Here is a 21134-nt window from a genome sequence, read left to right as displayed (position 1 = left end):
GCTCAGCCGTGCCTCTTCTGGAAATCGCGCATGAACGAAGCCAGGGCCCGCACGCCCTCTTCCGGCATCGCGTTGTAGATCGACGCGCGCATGCCGCCCAGGGCGCGGTGGCCCTTGAGCGAGATCAGCCCGGCGGCCTCGGCTTCCTTCAAGAACGGCTTGTCCAGCGCTTCGTCCTTGAGGAAGAACGGCACGTTCATGCGCGAACGCGCACCGACCGCGACCTCGTTGCGATAGAAGCCACCCGAGCCGTCGATGGTCTGATACAGCAGCGCCGACTTGCGCGCGTTGCGCTGGGCGAATTCGGCCACGCCGCCCTGGGCGATCATCCACTTGAACACCAGCCCGGCCAGGTACCAGTTCCAGGTCGGCGGCGTGTTGAGCATGGACTCGCCCTTGACATGGGCGCGGTAGTCGAGGATCTCGGCGCGCGGCTGGCCGGCGCGTTCGAGCAGGTCGCGGCGCACGATCACCACGCTCACGCCGACCGGGCCCAGGTTCTTCTGCGCGCCGGCGTAGATCACGCCGAACTTCGACACGTCCAGCGGCTCGGAGACGATGCTGGAGCTGAAGTCGCCGATCAGCGGCACGTCGCCGGTCTGCGGGATGTCGCGGAACTCGACGCCGTGGATGGTTTCGTTGGCGGTGTAATGGACGAAGGCGGCGTCCTTGGACAGCTGCCAATCGGCATACGCGGGGATGTCGCGGTAACCGCCGGCTTCGCCGTCGGCGACCACCTTGGCGTTGACGTAGGGCTTGACCTGCTTGAGCGCGGTCTTGCCCCAGTGGCCGGTCACGGCGTAGTCCACGGTCTGGCCCGGGGCGGCGAAGTTCAGCGCGATCAGGGCCTGCTGGGTGGTCGCGCCGCCCTGCAGGAACAGCACCGCATAATCGTCCGGGATCGACATCAGCGTGCGCAGGTCGGCCTCGGCCTCCTGGGCGACCTGCAGGAACTCCGGTCCGCGATGGCTCAGCTCGACGATCGAGGCGCCGACGCCATGCCAGTCCAGCATCTCGGCCTGGGCCTGCTGCAGGACGGTTTCGGGCAGGGTCGCGGGACCGGCACTGAAGTTGAACGCGCGGGACATCGGGTGCTCCGTGGGGATGGGGGTTGGAACCCAAGTATGCCGCAGTGCAACACTTGCGCGCGCCTTGGTTACCTGCGCAACTTTTGCCCCTCCGACTGCCTCTATGGTGATAAACCCACCGTATATGTACTGGACGACCCCGCGGCGTGCCCACGCCGTGCCCGTCCCCGCAGGAGTTCCCCCATGTCATTGCGCGACGCTTTCACGCTTCCCGCCAGCGAGATCACCGACGAGGCCGTCTACCGCGAACGCCGGCGCCTGCTGGCCGCATTCGCCGCCGCGCCCGCGCTGGGCCTGGCCGGCTGCGCCGACGCCGAGCCGCCGCCCGCGCCGAAAACCACGATCACCCCGGCCCAGGCCGCCTCGGGCTTCCGCACCGACGAAACCCTGACCCGCTACGAAGACATCACCAGCTACAACAACTTCTACGAGTTCGGCACCGGCAAGGCCGACCCGGGCAAGGCGCCCAAGACCCTGCGCACCAAGCCCTGGACGGTCGCGATCGGCGGCGCCTGCGCCAAGCCCGGCCGCCTGTCGCTGGACGATCTGGTCAAGGGCCTGACACCGCAGGAACGCATCTACCGCCTGCGCTGCGTGGAAGGCTGGTCGATGGTGATTCCATGGCTGGGGGTGCCGCTGGGCGACGTGCTCAAGCGCTTCGAGCCGACTTCCAAGGCCAAGTACGTGGCCTTCACCACCCTGGCCGACCCCAAGCAGATGCCCGGGCTGTCCTACCCCGCGCTGGACTGGCCCTACCGCGAGGGCCTGCGCATCGACGAGGCCATGCACCCGCTGACCCTGCTCGCGACCGGCCTGTACGGCAAGCCGCTGCCGCAGCAGAACGGCGCGCCGCTGCGCCTGGTGGTGCCGTGGAAGTACGGCTTCAAGAGCATCAAGTCGATCGTCGCTATCACCTTCGTCGAGACAATGCCGTTCACCAGCTGGAACGACGCCCAGTCCAGCGAATATGGTTTCTTCTCCAACGTGAACCCCAACGTCGACCACCCGCGCTGGACCCAGAAGAGCGAGCGCCGGATCGCCGGCACCGCCAGCAAACTGTTCGCCGAACGCGTCCCGACCCGGCTGTTCAACGGTTACGCCGACCAGGTCGCGTCGATGTACGCCGGCATGAACCTCAAGCGGTGGTTCTGAGCGCATGAACGACCGCACCACGGCCGCGCGAGTACGGCCGGCGCCGCGCCGCGCGCCTTCCAAGGGCATGATCGCGGCCAAGACCCTGGTCCATCTGCTGGCGCTGACCCCGGCGGCGATCCTGGCCTGGCAGATCCGCGCCGAATTCCTGACCGGCAGCGGCGGCCTGGGCGCCGACCCGGTGGCCGAGATCGAGCACCGCCTGGGCCTGTGGGCGCTGCGCTTGCTGCTGCTGACCCTGGCGATCACGCCGCTGCGCCAACTCAGCGGCCAGGCGGTGCTGATCCGCTTCCGCCGCCTGCTCGGCCTGTACGCGTTCTTCTACGCCTGCCTGCACTTCACCGCCTATCTGGTGCTGGACCTGCGCGGCTACTGGACCCAGATCTTCGAGGAGATCCTCAAGCGGCCCTACATCACCGTCGGCTTCCTGGCCTGGCTGCTGCTGGTGCCGCTGGCGCTGACCTCGACCCAGGCCGCGATGCGCCGGCTCGGCCGGCTCTGGGGCCGGCTGCATCAGCTGATCTATGCGATCGCCGCGCTCGCGGTGCTGCACTTCTGGTGGCTGGTGAAATCCGACATCCGCGAACCGCTGCTGTACGCGAGCATCCTGGCCGCGCTGCTGGGCTGGCGGGTCTGGAAGAAGCTGCGCGCGCTCAGCTCGCGCCGTACAGCAGCAACAGGCTGAGCGCGGCGGCCAGCAGCGCCGCCGCCAGCAACAGCCAGGGCATGCGCCGCACCGACGAGGGCAGCGCCGTGGCCGGGCGGGCGCGTTCGTCGGTCTCGAATTCGGCCGGATGCGCGAGCGGCGCCGGTTCGCTGCCGCCGCCGCGGTTGGGGGCTTCGATCACGAAGCGATGCTGCGATTCCAGCACCAGTTGGTCGCCCGGCCGCAGCAAGGCGTTGCGCACCGGCCGGCCGTTGACCACGCTGCCCTCGACCGAGCCCATGTCGCGCAGGACCACGCCGTCGGCGTGCGCCTCCAGGCGCGCGTGGCGTTCGGCGAAAGATGCATCGTCGATGCGGATGTCGCACTCGCCGGCGCGGCCGATGGTGCGCGGCTGGTCCAGCGGGTAGCAGCGGCCGTGGTGCGGCCCGGCGATGCCGCGGATCACCAGGCGGCTCTCGGCGGCCTCTCCGAAACCGTAGTCGGCCGGGGCCGGCAGCGGTTCGCCGGCGAGCAGCAGCAGCTCGACGCCGTCGAGGAAGATCGCATCGCCGGCGCGCAGCATGGCCATGCGCCGCACCGGGCGGCCGTTCACGTGCAGGCCGCGCACGCCCTCACGCACCTGCAGCCAGACGCCGCGGCGGTCGACGCAGACCTGCGCCACCGCCTCGCCGCCGTCGCCGACCAGGGCGGTGCGGCCGTCGGCGTCGCGGCCAATCGCATGCACGCCCGGGCTCAGGGCCAGGTCGGCATGTTCACGGTTGGGGTATCGCAGTCTGAGGGCTTCCACGCGTCGGAAATCTAGCACGCGGCGTGCCAATCACGCAGCCCGGCATGCGCATCGCGCGTGCCACGCACTTGGATGCGGCCGCCCGCGCCCGCACAATAGCCGTCACCTGGGAGGGAAACGTTCTATGTCGAGCATCGATATCCGCCACGACCATTCGCTGACGCCGGCCAAGGCCCGCAAGGCCGTAGAAGAGGTGGCGCAGAAGCTCGCCGAACGCTTCGGCATCGAATACGACTGGTCCGGCGACACCCTCAACTTCGCCCGCAGCGGCGTCGACGGCAAGATCGCGCTCGGCCCCAAGCAGCTGCGCGTGACCGCCAGCCTGGGCTTCCTGCTGGGCGCGCTCAAGGGCCCGATCGAAAGCGAAATCCGGCGGGTGCTGGACGAGCGGTTCAAGTAAAGCGGGCGTCCGGGAATCGAGGCTGCGGCGGCCGGCGTCGTTGTTAAAGCAGGCCTTGACCGCCGCGGTTGCGCGCAGGGACCGATCGCGGCTTACGCCGCTCCCACAGGGAGCGGACGCGATCGAGTGAGGCTCCGGGTAGGAGCGGCGTGAGCCGCGACCGCGAATTCCGACCTTCGGCGGCAGTTTCCTGGTAGAGCCTCGCGGCTCACGCCGCTCCCACAGGGAGCACGGCGCAGCCGCCGCGCTGTTCAACACCCGATGCCCTACTCCAAGCCCGGAAACGGATCCGGATCGCCCTCGAACAACCGGCGCGCGATTTCGCGCTCGTCGCTTTCGATCTCGGCGATGAACTCGCGCACGTCGCCGAGCTGGCCGAAGGCGGCGAAGCCGCGCTCCAGGAAGCCCTGCAACTCGGCCAGCCCGGCCGCCTTGGCCGGTCCGCGCGAGAGTTTGAGCAGGGTCGACACGCCCGGCATCCGCACCGCCCGGCCCAGACCGTTGCCGACCCGCGCGATCAGGTCGATCTGGTGCCCGCGCAGACGCGGCAGGCCGCAGGCGCGGTAGGCCTGCGCGTACAGGGCCGCGTCCAGGCGCCGGCGCCGCGGCGCGAGGGTCTGCAGACGTTGCGCCATGCGCAGGTCGAAGGCGTGGGTCAGCAGGCCCAACTCGATCGCGTCGGCGACGGTGGCCAGCAGCGCCGACGGCAGCAGCCGCTGCATCATCGGCAGCACCCGTGCGATGTCGGCGTCGCGGCGGCTGAAATCGTGGTCGTTGTAGACGTCGCTGAGGAAGAACTGTGCCGCCGGGCGCCGGCGCGGGTCGCTCAGGAAACGGTCGAAGCTGGCCTCCAGCCGCCACGCCTGCCAGCTGCGCAGCTCCGGCAGCCAGCGCAAGCCGTTGCGCGACTCCCGGCTCGGGTCGTGCAGGGCCTGATGGCGCGCCAGCAGATCGCTCAGGCGGGCGGAAAGATCGGTCGTCCGGGACATCGCGGGCATGATCGCGGCCGCGGCCGGCGCCCGCAACCGCCCCGGCCTACGACCAAAGTCGCGGCGTCTGGCGCGCCCGCCACGGTCGGCTACACTCGGGGGGATACTCCTACGCACGGTCGCCGCCCACCTCATGCTGTCACTCCACTCCGCCCGGCAACGGGCGCGCACCACCGGCACGCCGGCCAAGATCGGCCTGGCCATCGCCGGCGGCGGCCCGATCGGCGGCATGTACGAACTCGGCGCCCTGCGCGCGATGGACGAAGCCCTGGAAGGCCTCGATCTGACCCGCCTGGACTGCTACGTCGGCGTCAGCAGCGGCGCCTTCCTGGCGGCCGGCCTAGCCAACCGCATGGACACCACCGAGATGTGCCGGATCTTCATCACCGGCGACAGCGACGACGTCCAGTTCCGCCCCGAGACCTTCATGCGGCCGGCGTTCCTGGAATACATGAAGCGCGCCGCGAGCTTCCCGCGCCTGGCCACGCAGTGGTGGCGCGAGCTGCTGTTCTCGCCGCGCGAGGCGCGCTGGTCGGACCTGATCACCCGCTTCGGCGGCTTGATCCCGAACGGCCTGTTCGACAACGGCGAAGTCGAGCGCTTCCTGCGCGAGGTATTCACCCGGCGCGGGCGCAGCAACGACTTCCGCGAACTCGACGCGCGCCTGTACGTGGTCGCGGTCGACATCGACAGCGGCGACGCGGTGCGTTTCGGCGGCGACGACTGGAACGACATCGCCATCTCCAAGGCGGTCCAGGCCAGCGCCGCCCTGCCCGGCCTGTACCCGCCGGTGAACATCCGCGGCCGCCATTTCGTCGACGGCGCGCTGCGCCGGACCATGCATGCCTCGCTGGTGCTGGAACAGGGCATCGACCTGCTGATCGGCATCAACCCGCTGGTCCCGTTCAACCACAACCACGGCGGCGCGCCGGTGGCCGAGGACAACAGCCTGGCCGCGGGCGGGCTGCCGGCGGTGCTGTCGCAGACCTTTCGCACCCTGCTGCAGTCGCGCATGCAGGTCGGCCTGGCGCGCTACGCCCAGCAATACCCCAACATCGACCAGCTGGTGTTCGAGCCCAATGCCGAGGACGGCGAGCTGTTCTTCACCAACGCCTTCAGCTTCTCGGCGCGCCGGCGGATCAGCGAGATCGCCTACCGCAACACCCTGGCCGACCTGCGCCAGCGCGCCGACGCGCTGCGCCCGGTGCTGGCCGCGCACGGCATCCGCCTGCGCGAGGAAGTCCTGGCCGACCCCAACCGCTCGATCCTGGACGGCATCGCGCCGCCCTCGCGCGACACCGAAACCACCGCGCGCCTGCGCCGCGCCCTGGACGATGTCGACCACCTGGTCGCGCGCCGCCGCACGCCGCGTGCGCGCAAACGCGGGCAAAGCTGAGCAGGCGCGTCGCGCGCTGGTGTGAAAGCTCTAGACAGCGCGCCCATCGTGGAGTCACATCGAATCCACGCCCGCTTGGAGGGCAACATGGCCAAGTTCAAGAAGAACGCTAAGAAGACCACGGCCGGCAAGGCCGGCAGCGCCCAGGAGCAGGCCGAGCGCTTGTCCAAGACCCTGAGCGAATCCGCACAGCAGATCTGGCTCGCCGGCGTCGGCGCGTTCGGCCGCGCCCAGGCCGAAGGCACCAAGCTGTTCGAAGGCCTGGTCAAGGAAGGCCTGAACCTGGAGCAGACCGCACGCAAGTTCACCGGTGGCCAGGCCGACGCCCTGCGCGACGTGGTCGAGTCCAAGGTCGGTCACGCCCGCGGGCGCGCCGCCGACACCTGGGACCGTCTGGAGAAGGTGTTCGAAGAGCGCGTGCAGCGCGCCCTGGTCAAGCTCGGCGTGCCGGGCCGCGACGACCTCGCCGGCCTCAGCCAGCGCGTCGATACCCTGACCGCCGAACTGCGCCGTCAGGGCGGCAAGCCCGCCGCCAAGCCTGCCGCAGCCAAGCCCGCGCCGGCCAAGAAAGCCAGCGCCGCCAAGAAGGCCCCGGCCAAGAAGCCGGCCGCCAAGAAGGCCGCGACCAAGACCGCCCGCAAGTCGATCGCCAAGCCCAAGCCGCCGGTCGCACCGTAAGTCCGTCATCGCCGGGCGGTCCGCCGCCCGGTCGCAGCACCCGCAACACACCGCTCAATTCGCGCCGCCCCCAGGCCGCGCGAGCCGCTAAGCCCGCCAGTCCGTCGCTCCGTATGCTCCCCTCCCCTTACGGTTTCGGACTGGCGGGCTTTCTTTGTCCGCCGGCCGCGGGCGTCCGCGTTTCTGTGGAAACCGGCGTCGATCCGCGTCCGCGACCCGCTTGCGCGCGCATAGCGTGAGCCAAAGCCGCAGCAGGCCGCGCCGAGTGGCGTATATTTTGCGCCTCACATCCGGCCTGGGGCCCGCATGTCCAATGGTGTTTCGCTGCTGACCGCGCTCTTCGTCGCCCTGGTGGCCGGCGGTGCGATCTCGGCCTATCTGTGGCTGTACCGCCGTCGCCGCGCCGAGACCATGGCCGGCATCGAAGCCTTGGCGACCATGCGCTGGCGCGAATTCTCGCGCCTGGTCGTGGAAGCCCTGCAGCCGCGCGGCTTCGAGCTCGAATCGGTCGAACAGAGCCTGGAACGCGGCAGTCAGCCGGAAGAACTGCGCCTGCAACGCGACGGCCGGCCCTGGCTGCTGTCCTGTAAGCAGGGCCATGCCGATTACCGGGTGAGTTCGGCGGTGGTCGCCGAGTTCGCCAACGCGGTGCGCTTCGCCGGCGCCAGCGGCGGCGTGCTGGCGACGCCGGGCCGGATCGCGGCCGCGGAAGTGCGCGGAATCGAACTGGAGCGTTACGACGGCCCCGCGCTGTGGGCGCTGGTGCGTCCGCTGCTGCCCGAATCGCTGCGCGACGACCTGGCCGCGAGCGCGCGCAAGCAGGTGCAGCGCGAGACCCTGTTCGGCTGGGCGGCCGCGGTCGTGCTGGGCGCGGCGGTCAGCCTGCTGCTGCCGGAACCGCGGCGCGACGTCGAGGCCGCGCAGGTCGCCGCGACCGACACGGCACCGCCGCGCGGCGCCATCGCCGAGCCGGCATTGATCGCGGCCGCACCGGCCGACCCGAACCGCGAACAGTACGAACGCGCCGAAGTGATGCGCATGATCTCGTCGCTGCCGAACGTGGAACGCGCGCTGTGGTCGACCTCCTCGACCATGGTGGTGTACCAGTTGCGCGAGGACGACGATGCCGACGTCAAGGAAATCTGCTCGATCCTGGAGCGCTACCCCTTCCTGCGCTCCTCGCGCCTGCAATTGCAGCCGCCGCCGGGCAGCGGCAAGCGAGTGCGCTTCCTGCAGTGCCGGACCTATTGAGGAATGGCCGGCGAGGCCGCTTCAGGCCCGCCTAGGATGCGGTGAGCGCGGCGAACGGCATCGCATCCGCCGGGTTTCTGCCCAAAAAGGCCTACCCCCGCTTCGAGCCCAGCCCCAAAAAGAATCGGCCGCGCAAGGCGGCCGATTCCATGACGGCATGCCGCTGCGCGCCTACCAATGCACGCCGCGCATCAGCGCCGCGAACGCGATCTGCTCGTTGCTGGCGTGCTCGTCCTTCAGCCCCTTGCGGTCGCCCTTGGCCGCGGCCGAGTCCGGGAACAGCTCGAAGGCGGTGCTCATCACCACCTCGTAGGCCTTGGGCGCCAGCGCGTTGACCACCGAGGCGAAGATGCCCAGGCGCGTGGCGATCCGGCTCGGCCGCTCGATGATGCCCTTGACCACCAGGTCGGCGGCTTCGTCCGGGCTCAGGGTCGGGATGCTGTCGTACATCTTGGTCGGCGCGATCATCGGCGTCTTCACCAGCGGCATGTTGATGGTGGTGAAGCTGATGCCCTTGCCCGACAGCTCGCCCTGGGCGCAGCGGCTGAACGCGTCCAGCGCCGCCTTGCTGGCCACGTAGGCCGAGAAGCGCGGCGAATTGGCCAGCACGCCGATCGAGGAGATGTTGATGATGTGGCCCTTGCGGCGCTCGGTCATCTTCGGCATGAAGCCCATGATCAGGCGCAGGCTGCCGAAATAGTTGAGCTGCATGGTGCGTTCGAAATCGTGGAAGCGGTCGTAGCTGAGTTCGATCGAACGGCGGATCGAACGGCCGGCGTTGTTGACCAGGATGTCGACGTGGCCGTGCTCGCCCAGGATCTGCTTGACCAGGCGGTCGCAGTCGGCCATGTCGGCCAGGTCCGCGGTGTAGGCGAAGACCTTGCCGCCGGCCGCCTTCATCGCGTCGCGGGCCTTGAACAGTTCTTCCTCGCCGCGCGCGACGATGACCGTGATCGCACCGGCCGCGGCCACCTTCTCCGCGGTCGCCAGGCCGATGCCCGAGGAGCCGCCGGTGATCACCACGACCTTGTTGCGGACCTTGCCCTTGAGGGTGCGGTCGATGAACAGGTCCGGGTCCAGGTGGCGTTCCCAGTAGTCCCACAGGCGCCAGGCGTAGCCGTCCAGGTGCGGCACCTTGATCCCGCTGCCGCGCAGCGCGCGTTCGGTCTCGCGGTTGTCGAAGCGGGTCGGATAGGTGATGAACTTCATCACCTCCTTGGGAATCTTGAAGTCGCGCAGCAGCATGCCGATGAAGCGCTTGACCGGCGGCAGGTTGCCGACCGCGCCGCGGATGCCCGAGGGCACGAAGGCGAACATGCGCGCGTCGATGCGCATGGTCATCTCCGGCGCGTGGCCGGCGCGGGCGAAGGTGTTGAGCACCTCGCCGACGCGCTGCGGTTCCGGGTCGGTCAGGTGGAAGCAATGGCCGTCCAGCTTGGGCTTGTGCGCGATGTGGTCCATCGCATCGACCACGTAGTCGACCGGGATGATGTTGATGCGCCCGCCCTCGATGCCCAGGGTCGGCATCCACGGCGGCAGCATTTCGCGCAGCTTCTTGAGGAAGGTGAAGAAGTAGTACGGGCCGTCGATCTTGTCCATCTCGCCGGTCTGCGAATGGCCGACCACCATGCCCGGACGGTAGATACGCCATTTGACCCGTTTCTCGGCCCGGACCAGGCCCTCGGAATCGTGCTTGGTGCGCAGGTAGGGATCGTCCAGGCCCTCGGCCTCGTCGAACATGTCCTCGCGGAACACGCCCTGGTACATGCCGGCGGCGGCGATCGAACTGGTGTGGTGGAAGCAGCCGGCGCCGATCGCCGCGGCCAGGTCCAGCGCGTGCTGGGTGCCGTCGATGTTGGCCGCGCGCTGCGATTCGGCGCTGGCGGTGAGGTCGTAGATCGCGGCCAGATGGAAGAAATGCTTGATCTTGCCGTTGAGCGCGCGCAGCTGGGCGGCGCTGAGACCGCACTTGGCCGCGGTCATGTCGCCGTAGACCGGGATCACCCGCTTCAGGTCCCAGCCCATCTTTTTGGCCGTGGCGTCGAACTTCTTCTGCGAATCCTTACGCACCAGCACATGGATCGTGCCCTTGCGCTTGAGCAGGTTGCTGACCAGGAATCGGCCGATGAACCCGGTAGCGCCGGTAACGAAATAACTCATGCCCCTCTCCTTGACCCCAAGTCGGCCGCACGGCGGCGGTATGCGCCTACGTTGCCAGAGCCCGGGCCGGCGAACAATTCCCTTCCGTATTGACCACCCCGTCGGTGCATGCGGTAATGCCCCATCACCTTGGTCGCCGGGAGGGGCACACCATGTCCGATCTGAAGTCGAGTTTCGAGCAAGCCGCAAAGGATGTGCAGGCGCTGTCCGAGCGCCCCGATAACGACACCCTGCTGCGCCTGTACGCGCTGTACAAACAGGGCGCCGAGGGCGACGTCGCCGGTCCCAAGCCGGGGTTCTTCGACTTCGTCGGCACCGCCAAGTACGAGGCCTGGGCGAAGCTCAAGGGCACCGGCCAGGACGAGGCGATGAAGAAGTACGTCGACCTCGTGAAGAAGCTGCGCGGCTGATGCCGCGCGGGGCGCGCCGACCGACGGCGCTACGTTGCAGGGCGGGCTGATCCCGTGGCCAAACAGACCCGCCAGCGCATCCTCGACGCCGCGTTGACCATGTTCAACGCCCAGGGCGAGCCCAACGTCACCACCAACCATATCGCCGACGAGCTGGAAATCAGCCCGGGCAATCTGTACTACCACTTCCGCAACAAGGACGACATCATCGAGCAGCTGTTCGCGCGCTACGAAGAGCGCATGGACGGCGCGCTCGCCGCGCCGCAGGGGCGCCTGCCCGGACTCGAGGACATCTGGCTGCAACTGCACCTGGTGTTCGAGTGCATCTGGGACTACCGCTTCCTGTACCGCGACCTGGTCGAGATCCTCAGCCGCAACCGCCGCCTGCGCTTGCGCTTCGCCCGCATCCTCAAGCGCGCCGACGAACAGGCGCATACGGTCATGCGCGGCCTGTCGCAGGCCGGGGTGATGCGTGCCTCCGGCGACGAACTGGCCGCGACCGCGACCAATGTGCTGGTGATCGCGACCTTCTGGCTCAACTACGCTTCCGCGCGCGGCGACAAGGACGAACACGCCGCGATCCGCGACGGCATCGTCCAGGTGATGATGCTGATGGCGCCGTTCCTGCGCGACGCCGAGCGCCTGCACCTCAACACCCTGACCCGGGCCTACCTGGACTGAGTCGCCGTCGCCGTAACTCTAGGGTAGGAGCGGCGTAAGCCGCGACCGAACGCTGGCGGCCGCGACGAAAACCCGGCGGTGCGGATCGGTTCCGATGCCCGACGAACCGGCCCGCGCAGGCGACCGCGCCGCGCGGTCGCGGCTTACGCCGCTCCTACCCCAACGCGAAGCGCCGCCCCGGCTGTGGGAGCGGCGTAAGCCGCGATAGCCTCGCACCCAGGCGATGCCCTGCCCTCAACCGGACACCCCGGTCGCGGGCTCACGCCGCCCCTGCCCCAGCGCCGGCTTGCCACGACTTGCGGTAGCGCAGCAACGCAAACCGCGCAGCAGCGCGCGAATTCACATCGTGTCCGGGTCTAGGGTTCTCTGCGCGGGAAGGTCCCCGCCCACCCCAAGGAAAGGAGTGCCCATGAACGTATTCCGCCGCAAGACCGTGCTGCTCGCCGCCGCCGTCCTGATGCTCAGCTCCAGCGCCGCCTGGGCCGTGTGCCGGCCGAACAACTGCGCTGCGCAGTACGGCCAGTGCCTGAACAACGGCGGCGACGAAACCGCCTGCGAACTGGCCTACTACCGTTGCCTGCGCAACTACGGCTGCCCGATCCCCTGATCGCAGACGTGAGGCTGCGCGGTCCGGCTCGCCCCGTGCCGGGCCGCACAAGACAAGGGCGCCGTTCGGCGCCCTTGTTTCATTCCCGATCGGGTCGCGCTCAGCCCTTGCGGGCCGCACGCTTGGGCGGCTTGCGCACCGCGCGCCGCGCCGGCGCCGGCTTCTTCGCCGCCTTGGCGGTCTTGCGCGCCTTGCGCAGCGGACGCTGGCTCTTGGGCTTCAGGCCCAGCTTGTCCAGCACCGGCGCCAGACGGGTCTCGACCTCGGCACTGAACTTCACCACCCGCGGTTCGACCTGCCCGCGTACGTTGTCCAGCTGCGCGCGCACGTTGCCGCGCGCTTCGCGTACGAATCTCTGCGCCCGGCGCTGCAGCGCATCGGCGCGCTCGACCGCGCGGCCGGCCGCATCCAGGCTGCCGCGACGTGCGATCGAGACCAGACCGAGTCCGGCCAGCCACAGGTGGCGCAGCGTGGTCTGCTTCGCCGCGCGGGTTTTGCGTTTGACGGTTGCCATCTGACTGCTCCGCTGACCGGCCGGAGGGCCGGTTTCTCGAGCGCCACTGTGGCCAAGGCCCATGGAGCAATCACACTAGCCCGCGCCGGCCCTTGCCAGAACACCGCCCGCGGCGGGATGCTGCGCTCCCGACCTGTCGACAAGGACCGCAGATGGCCGCGAAATCCGCCTGGGCCGCTTTTCCGCACGATGCCAAAGGCTACGCCTACGCCGGCGACGCCCTCAAGAAAGCCTGGCCCAAGCTGCACGCCGGCGACACCGAACCCTATCCGGACGCCAAGCGCGCCGCCGCGCTGATCGCGCAAGCGGGCAAAGCCGCGCCCAAGGGCCTGGACGCCGACGCGCTCGCCGCCGCCCTGCAGGACGCCTGGCGCGCCTTCCATCGCGGCGACTTCAAGGCCGCCTTCGACGCCGGCGAAGCGCTGGGCCCGGCCGGCGCCTCGGTCGCGGTCAAGGCGCTGGGCATCCACGCCACCTATCTGGTCGACGACGACGACGAGAAGCTCAAGCGCTACGAGCACGCCGCCAAACTCGCCGAGGCCGCGGTCAAGGCCCTGCCCGACGACGCCAACAGCCATTACCGCCACGCGTTCGCCCTGGGCCGCTACAGCCAGGGCCTGAGCATCGCCAAGGCGCTCAAGGCCGGCATCGCCGGCAAGGTCCGCGCCGCCCTCGACACCACCCTCGACCTCGCCCCCAAGCACGCCGAAGCCCACACCGCGATGGCGCTGTACCACGCCGAGATCATCGGCAAGGTCGGCGCGATGATCGGCGGCCTGACCTACGGCGCCAAGGCCGCCGAGGCCGACAAGCACATCAAGACCGCGCTCAAGCTGACCCCGGACTCGCCCATCGCCCACATCGAACACGGCAACGTGCTGATGCTGCTGCACGGCGACAAGCAGGAGGACGCGGCCGCCGCGGCCTACGAAAAAGCCGCGAAACTCAAGCCGATCGACGCCATGGAGGCGCTGGACGGGGCTTACGCGCGCGCGCAGCTGGAATGAACCGGAGGGGCGCAGCGACGGCCAGGCTTGCCTAGTCCGCGCCCGCCCCCTACAATCTGCGGCCCAAGTATTTGGGCGGTTAGCTCAGCGGTAGAGCACTGCTTTCACACGGCAGGGGTCACAAGTTCGAAACTTGTACCGCCCACCAGATACGGACCAAGGCCGGCGCAAGCCGGCCTTCGTCTTTTCCGGGTCCCGGGTTTCGGGCCCAGGTTTCAGAGCCCCGACTCGGGGCCCTGTGGTTCTGAGCCTGGGTTCAAAGTCCCCGGACTCAAAGTCCCGAGGTTCGGGCTTAGGGTTTGGAGTTCGGGTTCTCGAAGCTTTGATGCTCCGAACCCAGCCGTGACCCACCCGTGCGACTTGGCCGTCCAGGCCGGCGCCGACAGCCCGCAGGAGCGCGCCATGAGCGACACCCGCCTCTACCACAACCCGCGCTGCTCGAAATCGCGCGCCGCGCTGGAACTGCTGCAGGCAAACGGCATCGAACCGCGGATCGTGGCCTACCTCGACAGCGCACCCGATGCCGACGAACTGTGCGACCTGCTGCGCCTGCTCGCCCTGCCCGCGCGTGCCCTGCTGCGCAGCGGCGAGGACGCCTACGCCGCGCTCGGTCTCGACGATCCCGCCCTGGACGACGACGCCCTGATCGCGGCGATGGCCGCGCACCCGCAGCTGATCGAACGTCCGGTGTTCGTGCACAACGGCCGCGCCTTGATCGGACGACCGCCGGAGCGGGTGCTGGACCTGCTCTGACGCGTCCGGACAACGATCCGGCATCGCCCACAACCCCTGTGGGAGCGGCGTCAGCCGCGATTGAGCTCCATCCCAGGTTGATGCGCGCGCCGCGGTGTGCGGGTTCGATCGCGGCTTACGCCGCTCCTACAGAGAGCTCGACGAGCTTCGTCCACAAGCGATGCGGAATCGCCCCCGCCCCCTGTGGGAGCGGCGTGAGCCGCGATTGAGTTCCATCCCAGGTTGATGCTCGCGTCGCGGTGTGCGGGTTCGATCGCGGCTTACGCCGCTCCTACAGCGAACTCGACTAGCTTCGTCCACAAGCGATGCGGAATTCCCCCCGCCCCCCTGTGGGAGCGGCGTGAGCCGCGATTGAGTTCCATCCCAGGTTGATGCTCGCGTCGCGGTGTGCGGGTTCGATCGCGGCTTACGCCGCTCCTACAGAGARCTCRACGGGCTTCGTCCACAAACGATGCGGAATCGCCCGCGCGCCCTGTGGGAGCGGCGTGAGCCGCGATTGAGTTCCATCCCAGGTTGATGCTCGCGCCGCTCTGTGCGGGTTCGATCGCGGCTTACGCCGCTCCCACAGCGAACTCGACGGGCTTCGTCCATAAACGATGCGGAATCGCCCGCGCGCCCTGTGGGAGCGGCGTGAGCCGCGATTGAGTTCCCTCCCAGGTTGATGCTCGCGTCGCGGTGTGCGGGTTCGATCGCGGCTTACGCCGCTCCTACAGCGAACTCGACTAGCTTCGTCCACAAGCGATGCGGAATTACCCCCGCCCCCCTGTGGGAGCGGCGTGAGCCGCGATTGAGTTCCATCCCAGGTTGATGCTCGCGTCGCGGTGTGCGGGTTCGATCGCGGCTTACGCCGCTCCTACTGCGGAATCGCCCACGAAGGACGGGTACCGATCGGACGACTGTCCGAACAGGTGCTGGAACTGCTCTAAGCCGCAGCACTGCTTTGGGGTAGGAGCGGCGGATCACATCGACTTGCTGCCCCGCAGCGACGCCACCTTGTCCGGCGGCGCGAACGAATCGCTGCGCGCGTCGGCCCAGTAGCTCTGGAACACGGCATGGTCCGGAATCCGCCCGAGCAGGTCGCCGGGCGCGAGGAAGTTGTACAGCGCGCCCAGCGACCGCACTTCGGTCGCCGACACCCGACGCAGGATGTGCTCGGGCCCCAGCTGCTGCGGATGCGACAAGCCGGCCGCGCACAGCAGGTCGCGCAACGCCTTGAGCGTGTTGTCGTGGAAATGGAATACGCGCGTGGCTTTGTCGGGCACGTCCAGATGCCGCCAGCGGTTCGGGTCCTGGGTGGCCACGCCGCTCGGGCAGCGGTCGGTGTGGCAGCTCTGGGCCTGGATGCAGCCCAGCGCGAACATGTAGCCGCGCGCCGCATTGCACCAGTCTGCGCCCATCGCCAGGGTGCGGGCGATGTCGAAGGCGCTGGTGATGCGGCCGGCCGCGCCGATCCGGATGCGGTCGCGCAGTTCCAGCCCGACCAAGGTGTTGTGCACCAGCATCAGCGCCTCGTGCATGGGCACGCCGACGTGGTCGATGAATTCCGCCGGCGCCGCACCGGTGCCGCCTTCGGCGCCGTCGACGACGATAAAGTCCGGCAGCAGCCCGGTCTCGTGCATGGCCTTGGCGATGCCGAACCATTCCCAGGGGTGGCCGATCGCCAGCTTGAAACCGGTCGGCTTGCCACCCGAGGCCTCGCGCAGGCGCGCCACGAATTCGAGCAGGCCGCGCGGCGAGTCGAAGGCGCTGTGCTTGGCCGGCGACACGCAGTCCTGGCCCATCGGCACGCCGCGCGTGGCCGAGATTTCGGCGCTGACCTTGGCCGCCGGCAGCACCCCGCCATGACCGGGCTTGGCGCCCTGCGACAGCTTGATCTCGATCATCTTCACTTGCGGGTCGGCCGCGGCCGCGGTGAAGCGCGCCAGGTCGAAACGGCCCTGCTCGTCGCGGCAGCCGAAATAGCCCGAACCGATTTCCCAGACCAGATCGCCGCCGTTCTCGCGGTGGTAGGGCGAGATCGAACCTTCGCCGGTGTCGTGGTAGAAGCCGCCGAGACGGGCGCCGCGGTTGAGCGCGCGGATCGCGTTGGCCGACAAAGAGCCGAAGCTCATTGCCGAGATGTTGAACACGCTAGCCGAGTACGGATGCGCGGTGCCGGTGCCGATCTCGATCCGGAAATCGTGTTCGACGTGCGCAGTCGGCGCCATCGAGTGGTTGATCCACTCGTAGTCGTGCCCGTAGACGTCCTGCTGGGTGCCGAACGGACGCACGTCGTTGGCCGACTTGGCGCGCTGGTAGACCAGGGCGCGCTGCTGGCGCGAAAACGGCACCTCGGCCGTGTCGGCCTCGATTAAGTACTGGCGCATCTCCGGCCCGATCGATTCCAGGCCGTAACGGAAATGGGCGAGCACCGGATAGTTGCGGCGCAAGGTGCTGCGGGTCTGCAGCAGGTCCCAGGTGCCCAGTGCGGCGATCGCGCCGAACGCCAGCGCGCCCCACCACCAGTCCGGCTCCCACAGGCTCGCGATCAGCACCGACGCGAGCAGCAGGATCACACTGGCGATGTAGACGGCGTAGCGCATAGTCGAACGGCTTCGATCGCGGGCTGCGCCGAGCATAGCGCGGTCGCGCGCCGCGCGGGCCGCGACGCCGCGCTTACCGCGGCCGGATCAAAGCCGGGCGTCGATCTGGTCGCGCGGATAGACGCTCTTGATGTCGTACAGCAAGGCACCCGGACGGCCGTAGGCGCGCGCGCCGGCCGCGCCCATCGCGCGGAACTGGTCGTGCGCGACCGCCAGCACGACCGCGTCGTAGGCGCCCAGCGGCGGCTGCGCCAGCACTTCCACGCCGTACTCGCGCCGCGCATGCGCGGCATCGACCCAGGGATCGTGGATATCGACCTGGGCGCGGTACTCGCCGAACTGGCGCGCCAGTTCGATCACCCGGGTGTTGCGCAGGTCGGGGCAGTTTTCCTTGAACGCCAGGCCCAGGATCAGGATGCGCGAACCGGCGACCGCGGCGCCGCGCTGGATCATGCGCTTGATCACGTCGGCGGCGACATGCTCGCCCATGGCGTCGTTGATGCGGCGGCAGGCGTGCAGGATCTCGGGGTGGTAGCCGGCGGCCTGGGCCTTCTGGATCAGGTAGTACGGATCCACGCCGATGCAATGCCCGCCGACCAGACCGGGGCGGAACGGCAGGAAGTTCCACTTGGTGCCGGCCGCTTCCAGCACTTCGGTGGTGTCGATGCCCAGGCGCTGGAAGATCAGCGCGAATTCGTTGACTAGGGCGATGTTGGCGTCGCGCTGGGTGTTCTCGATCACCTTGGCCGCTTCGGCCACGCGCAGGCTCGAGGCCTTGTGGGTGCCGGCGAGGATGATGCTGCGGTAGAGCGCGTCGACGGACTCGGCCGCCTCGGGCGTCGAACCCGAGGTCACTTTCGGAATGTCGACCAGGCGCCGCTGGCGGTCGCCGGGATTGATCCGCTCCGGGCTGTAGCCGACGTGGAAATCGACGTTGTAGCGCAGGCCCGAGGCGCGCTCGAGCTCCGGCACGCAGATTTCCTCGGTCGCGCCCGGGTACACCGTGGATTCGTAGATCACCAGCGCGCCGGGGCGCATCAGGCCGCCGATGCGGCGGCTGGCCTGCAGTAGCGGATTGAAGTCGGGACGCTTGTGCTCGTCCACCGGCGTGGGCACGGTGACCACGAACACGTCGCGGTCGCCCAGGTCGTCGGCGTTGGCGCTCAAGCGCAGGCGCGTGGCGGCGGCGATCTCCTCGGCCCCGGCTTCGCCGTTGCCGTCCTCGCCGGCGACCAGCGTGGCGACGCGCGCGGCGTCGATGTCGTAGCCCAGGGTGTCGTAGCGCTTGCCCAGCTCGATCGCGAGCGGCAGCCCGACGTAGCCCAGGCCGATCACCGCGATGCGTGCGCTTGCCAGATCCTGCATGCCCTGCCCTGATGGTGTGAGGAACGCTACCGTCCCCGGAAGGCCCGGGCCAGGCGCCGGCCGATTATAGGGGCCGCTCCAGGCCGCGAGCAGGCGGGCGACAGCGCGGTTGTCGCCCGCGACCGTCGGTATCGGGACCTGCGGCCACGCGGACCGGGCCAGCGGCACGAACGCCAGCCCGAGCCGGCCGAGCGCGGCCGTTCGGACTTTTCCTACACGCGCGTCAGGCATCCACCGACAGTTCGTCTACACCAAAGGGGGCAGACTCGCCGTGTCTGGCGGCTGCCACGCCCGACGCCCCGGCCCGCACCCGGCCGGAACCGCCTTCGCCACCGGGACCCGCGCCATGCCGTATCGAGTCGAACTCCGCGAACAGCACAACCACGGCCACCTGATCTGCAGTCCGGCCACCAGCGAGCCGCACCACAGCCTGCAGGCCGCTGGCGAAGCCGCGCGCCAGGACGCAGTCGAGCACGCCAAGGCCCACCGCGTCGATGTGCGTGTGCAGATCTACGCCCCGTCCGGCCAACTCGCGCTGGGCACGCAAGTGCGGCATTTCGAGGTCGCGGCGGCACGGTCGGCGGCGCGGCCGCGTTTGGTGGCGGTCAGCGGCGGGCGCTGATTCGCGACCGGCGGGATCGCTTCACGCCGGCGCAGCGAAGCTCGCTCGGTATTCGTCGCCCAGGTGTGGGGGCGATGGTGCGCGGAGGCTCGCCCTACCCAGCCTCACCTTGTCGTTCTCTTGTGTGCGGGTCCTAGCCCAGCGCCACCGTACGCGACGCGCTAGCCCGCCTCGCTCCGCGCCATCGCCTGCGCGCCGGCCAGGATCATCCGCACCATCTGGGTGAGCTGCTGGATCAGCTCGGCGTCCTTGTGCGGCGGCAGGTCCATGGCGGTGGCGCCGACCGCGAACACCAGTCGGGTAATCGCCTTGGCCACCAGGGCCGGCTCGTGCAGGGTCGTGTTTTCGGCCGCGGACAGCCGCACCAGGTCGATGCGCAGCTCTTCCTCGAAGAAAGTCAGCTCGCGGTCGACCGCCTGCTTGAACGCGTCGGAACCGACCGTGCCCTCGCGCAGCAACACGTGCAGCAGTTTGTCGTCGGCGCGCACCTGCTCCATGAAGGCGGTCACCGAGTCGCGGACGATGCTGTGGCTGGTCGCCGCGCGCCGGCGGGCGGCGCCGACGATCTTGCGCAGCGACTGCCCGGCCAGGTCGATCAGCGCGACCGCCAGCTCGTCAATGTCGCGGAACTGGCGATAGAAGCTGTTGGGCGCGATCCCGGCCTCGCGCGCCACTTCGCGCAGGCTCAGGCTGGAGACGCTGCGGTGCGGTCCGATCAGGCGCAGCGCTGCCGCCAGCAGGTCGTCGCGCGAAATCGCGGCCTTGCGGCCGGAGCCCGCGTCGTCGTCGGCAGATAGGGAGCGCTGGGTCACGGAATCGAGCATGGACGGGATTGGGCCTGCATCATAGCGGCGGCCGTTAATATACATATGTCTATACACTTGTGCTCTCACGTGTATAGTGACGCCTCATGAGTGCCCAACTACGTCCCGCCCCCTCCCGCACCGACGGCCCGTTCAGGCGCCTGGCCCGGCCCTGGGTGTCTCCCGGCGTGTTCGACTTCTGGGCTTCGCGCCTGCATCCGACCTGGTCCTGGGAGCGCCCGCTGGCGCGGATCGTCGAGCGCCGCGCCGAATCCGCCGACGCGGTGACCCTGGTCCTGCACCCGAACCGCCACTGGGGCGGCAGCCGCCCTGGGCAGCACCTCAACCTCAGCGCCGAGATCGACGGCGTCCGGGTGACCCGCAGCTACAGCCCGACCGGCCTGCCCGGCCGCGACGGCCGTATCGCGATCACCGTCAAGGCGGTCGCCGACGGCAAGCTCAGCCGCCACCTCTGCCAGCAGGCCCGGGTCGGCGATGTGCTCGAACTCGGCCCGGCCTTCGGCGAGATGACTCTGGACCCGGCCGCTGCGGACGTCCCGCGCCTGTTCCTGGCCGCCGGCAGCGGCATCACCCCGCTGATCGCGCTGACCCGCGATCTCGCCGCACGCGGCATGCCCGCGCCGCTGACCCTGCTGTACTGGGCGCGCCTGCGCGAGCAACTGTGCTTCGTTGACGAGCTGCGCGGCTACGCTGCAGCCCATCCGCACTTCGTCGTGCGCTTCCTGCTCACCGGCGAGGCCGCGAGCGCCGCCGACGAAGGCCAGGGCCGCATCGACGCGGCCCTACTCGCAGCGAGCGTCGCCGATCCGGCGCAGCGCCAGGTCTACGCTTGCGGCCCGGGCGGCTTCGTCGACCAGGCCCGCGAGCTGCTCGCCGCGCAAGCGCGTTCGTTCCAGGCCGAAGCCTTCAGCCCGCCGCCGCGCAGCTTGGAAACGCAGGGCACGGTCCAGCTCACATTGGCCGCCAGCGGCCGCAGCCTGACCGTGGCGCGCGGGCAGTCCTTGCTGTCGGCCCTGGAAGCGCAGGGCATCAAGCCGGCGTCGGGCTGCCGCATGGGCATCTGCAACACCTGCGCCTGCGGCAAGCGCTCGGGCAGCACCCTCCACCTGCACACCGGCGACGTCCAGCACGAACCGGTGTCCGCGTTGCGCCTGTGCGTGAACAGCGCGACCAGCGACCTCGTCCTCGATCTGTGACCCGG

21 protein-coding genes and 1 tRNA gene are annotated in these 21134 nt (G+C 69.3%); 14 read left to right on the top strand and 8 right to left on the bottom strand.

The window, feature by feature from the left end; genetic code table 11:
* Nucleotides 1-2: 2 nt before the first annotated feature.
* Nucleotides 3-1088 carry a 3-phosphoserine/phosphohydroxythreonine transaminase gene (gene serC / locus ASD78_RS13800; RefSeq protein ID WP_056102365.1) on the bottom strand — a complete coding sequence of 362 codons (1086 nt, stop codon included), beginning with the start codon at nucleotides 1086-1088 and terminating at the stop codon, nucleotides 3-5.
* A gap of 183 nt (nucleotides 1089-1271) precedes the next feature.
* On the opposite strand from serC, the gene msrP reads away from it, so the two are divergent.
* Complete coding sequence (msrP, locus tag ASD78_RS13795; RefSeq protein WP_056102362.1) at nucleotides 1272-2240, top strand: protein-methionine-sulfoxide reductase catalytic subunit MsrP; 969 nt, start codon at nucleotides 1272-1274, stop codon at nucleotides 2238-2240.
* A gap of 67 nt (nucleotides 2241-2307) precedes the next feature.
* Nucleotides 2308-2925 (top strand): protein-methionine-sulfoxide reductase heme-binding subunit MsrQ, encoded by a 618-nt coding sequence (gene msrQ / locus ASD78_RS13790; protein ID WP_055907123.1) that lies wholly within the window; start codon nucleotides 2308-2310, stop codon nucleotides 2923-2925.
* On the opposite strand, the gene ASD78_RS13785 is transcribed toward msrQ, so the two are convergent.
* Nucleotides 2894-3694 (bottom strand): FHA domain-containing protein, encoded by an 801-nt coding sequence (locus tag ASD78_RS13785; protein WP_056102359.1) that lies wholly within the window; start codon nucleotides 3692-3694, stop codon nucleotides 2894-2896. The genes msrQ and ASD78_RS13785 overlap by 32 nt on opposite strands.
* A 124-nt stretch (nucleotides 3695-3818) precedes the next feature.
* Here ASD78_RS13785 and ASD78_RS13780 point away from each other — a divergent pair, with 124 nt between their 5' ends.
* The gene (locus ASD78_RS13780; protein WP_055906409.1) at nucleotides 3819-4094 is read left to right on the top strand and encodes a polyhydroxyalkanoic acid system family protein; all 276 of its coding nucleotides are present in this window, start codon (nucleotides 3819-3821) and stop codon (nucleotides 4092-4094) included.
* A 266-nt stretch (nucleotides 4095-4360) separates the two neighbouring features.
* On the opposite strand, the gene ASD78_RS13775 is transcribed toward ASD78_RS13780, so the two are convergent.
* The gene (locus ASD78_RS13775; RefSeq protein ID WP_055907120.1) at nucleotides 4361-5083 is read right to left on the bottom strand and encodes a hypothetical protein; all 723 of its coding nucleotides are present in this window, start codon (nucleotides 5081-5083) and stop codon (nucleotides 4361-4363) included.
* A gap of 133 nt (nucleotides 5084-5216) precedes the next feature.
* Between ASD78_RS13775 and ASD78_RS13770 the strand changes: the two genes are divergently transcribed.
* The 3 genes from ASD78_RS13770 to ASD78_RS13760 all read left to right on the top strand — a co-directional run bounded on the left by ASD78_RS13770 (nucleotide 5217) and on the right by ASD78_RS13760 (nucleotide 8408).
* Complete coding sequence (locus ASD78_RS13770) at nucleotides 5217-6479, top strand: patatin-like phospholipase family protein (RefSeq protein WP_055906406.1); 1263 nt, start codon at nucleotides 5217-5219, stop codon at nucleotides 6477-6479.
* A gap of 87 nt (nucleotides 6480-6566) precedes the next feature.
* Nucleotides 6567-7157, top strand: coding sequence for a phasin family protein (locus ASD78_RS13765; RefSeq protein WP_156087760.1), 591 nt, complete (start codon nucleotides 6567-6569; stop codon nucleotides 7155-7157).
* Nucleotides 7158-7463: 306 nt separating this feature from the next.
* Entirely contained in the window at nucleotides 7464-8408 is a 945-nt protein-coding gene (locus tag ASD78_RS13760; RefSeq protein WP_056102356.1) for a restriction endonuclease, read from the top strand.
* Nucleotides 8409-8579: 171 nt separating this feature from the next.
* Here ASD78_RS13760 and ASD78_RS13755 read toward each other — a convergent pair whose 3' ends face one another.
* A complete protein-coding gene (locus ASD78_RS13755) occupies nucleotides 8580-10568 on the bottom strand; it encodes an SDR family oxidoreductase (protein WP_056102352.1) in 1989 nt (662 codons plus the stop codon).
* A 152-nt stretch (nucleotides 10569-10720) separates the two neighbouring features.
* On the opposite strand from ASD78_RS13755, the gene ASD78_RS13750 reads away from it, so the two are divergent.
* From ASD78_RS13750 to ASD78_RS13740, 3 genes are all read left to right on the top strand, one after another.
* Nucleotides 10721-10978: an acyl-CoA-binding protein gene (locus ASD78_RS13750; RefSeq protein WP_055906396.1), complete on the top strand. Its 258-nt coding sequence runs from the start codon at nucleotides 10721-10723 to the stop codon at nucleotides 10976-10978.
* A gap of 54 nt (nucleotides 10979-11032) precedes the next feature.
* On the top strand, nucleotides 11033-11659 hold the full coding sequence (locus ASD78_RS13745) for a TetR/AcrR family transcriptional regulator (RefSeq protein WP_055906392.1): 627 nt from the start codon (nucleotides 11033-11035) through the stop codon (nucleotides 11657-11659).
* 409 nt (nucleotides 11660-12068) lie between these two features.
* Entirely contained in the window at nucleotides 12069-12266 is a 198-nt protein-coding gene (locus ASD78_RS13740; RefSeq protein WP_055906389.1) for a hypothetical protein, read from the top strand.
* Between the two features lie 100 nt (nucleotides 12267-12366).
* Here ASD78_RS13740 and ASD78_RS13735 read toward each other — a convergent pair whose 3' ends face one another.
* On the bottom strand, nucleotides 12367-12780 hold the full coding sequence (locus ASD78_RS13735; RefSeq protein ID WP_056102349.1) for a hypothetical protein: 414 nt from the start codon (nucleotides 12778-12780) through the stop codon (nucleotides 12367-12369).
* 152 nt (nucleotides 12781-12932) lie between these two features.
* Here ASD78_RS13735 and ASD78_RS13730 point away from each other — a divergent pair, with 152 nt between their 5' ends.
* From ASD78_RS13730 to arsC, 3 genes are all read left to right on the top strand, one after another.
* Nucleotides 12933-13787 (top strand): hypothetical protein, encoded by an 855-nt coding sequence (locus tag ASD78_RS13730; protein ID WP_056102346.1) that lies wholly within the window; start codon nucleotides 12933-12935, stop codon nucleotides 13785-13787.
* 73 nt (nucleotides 13788-13860) lie between these two features.
* Nucleotides 13861-13935, top strand: a tRNA-Val gene (locus ASD78_RS13725).
* 254 nt (nucleotides 13936-14189) lie between these two features.
* A complete protein-coding gene (arsC, locus tag ASD78_RS13720) occupies nucleotides 14190-14540 on the top strand; it encodes an arsenate reductase (glutaredoxin) (protein WP_056102934.1) in 351 nt (116 codons plus the stop codon).
* A gap of 959 nt (nucleotides 14541-15499) precedes the next feature.
* Here arsC and ASD78_RS13715 read toward each other — a convergent pair.
* Together ASD78_RS13715 and ASD78_RS13710 are read right to left on the bottom strand one after the other, a co-directional pair.
* On the bottom strand, nucleotides 15500-17122 hold the full coding sequence (locus tag ASD78_RS13715) for an FMN-binding glutamate synthase family protein (protein ID WP_056102344.1): 1623 nt from the start codon (nucleotides 17120-17122) through the stop codon (nucleotides 15500-15502).
* 87 nt (nucleotides 17123-17209) lie between these two features.
* On the bottom strand, nucleotides 17210-18487 hold the full coding sequence (locus ASD78_RS13710) for a nucleotide sugar dehydrogenase (protein ID WP_055906376.1): 1278 nt from the start codon (nucleotides 18485-18487) through the stop codon (nucleotides 17210-17212).
* A gap of 346 nt (nucleotides 18488-18833) precedes the next feature.
* Here ASD78_RS13710 and ASD78_RS13705 point away from each other — a divergent pair, with 346 nt between their 5' ends.
* Complete coding sequence (locus ASD78_RS13705) at nucleotides 18834-19109, top strand: hypothetical protein (protein ID WP_055906373.1); 276 nt, start codon at nucleotides 18834-18836, stop codon at nucleotides 19107-19109.
* A gap of 161 nt (nucleotides 19110-19270) precedes the next feature.
* Here the strand turns inward: ASD78_RS13705 and fabR are convergent, their stop codons facing one another.
* Nucleotides 19271-19933: an HTH-type transcriptional repressor FabR gene (gene fabR / locus ASD78_RS13700; protein ID WP_055906370.1), complete on the bottom strand. Its 663-nt coding sequence runs from the start codon at nucleotides 19931-19933 to the stop codon at nucleotides 19271-19273.
* An 86-nt stretch (nucleotides 19934-20019) separates the two neighbouring features.
* Here fabR and ASD78_RS13695 point away from each other — a divergent pair, with 86 nt between their 5' ends.
* Nucleotides 20020-21129: a ferredoxin reductase gene (locus ASD78_RS13695; protein WP_056102341.1), complete on the top strand. Its 1110-nt coding sequence runs from the start codon at nucleotides 20020-20022 to the stop codon at nucleotides 21127-21129.
* The last annotated feature ends 5 nt before the right edge of the window (nucleotides 21130-21134 follow it).

The organism is Lysobacter sp. Root667 (assembly GCF_001427715.1).
Taxonomy (GTDB): Bacteria; Pseudomonadota; Gammaproteobacteria; order Xanthomonadales; family Xanthomonadaceae; genus Lysobacter.
Note: the sequence above shows the minus strand (reverse complement) of the source record. Positions and strands in the feature narration are given on the sequence as shown.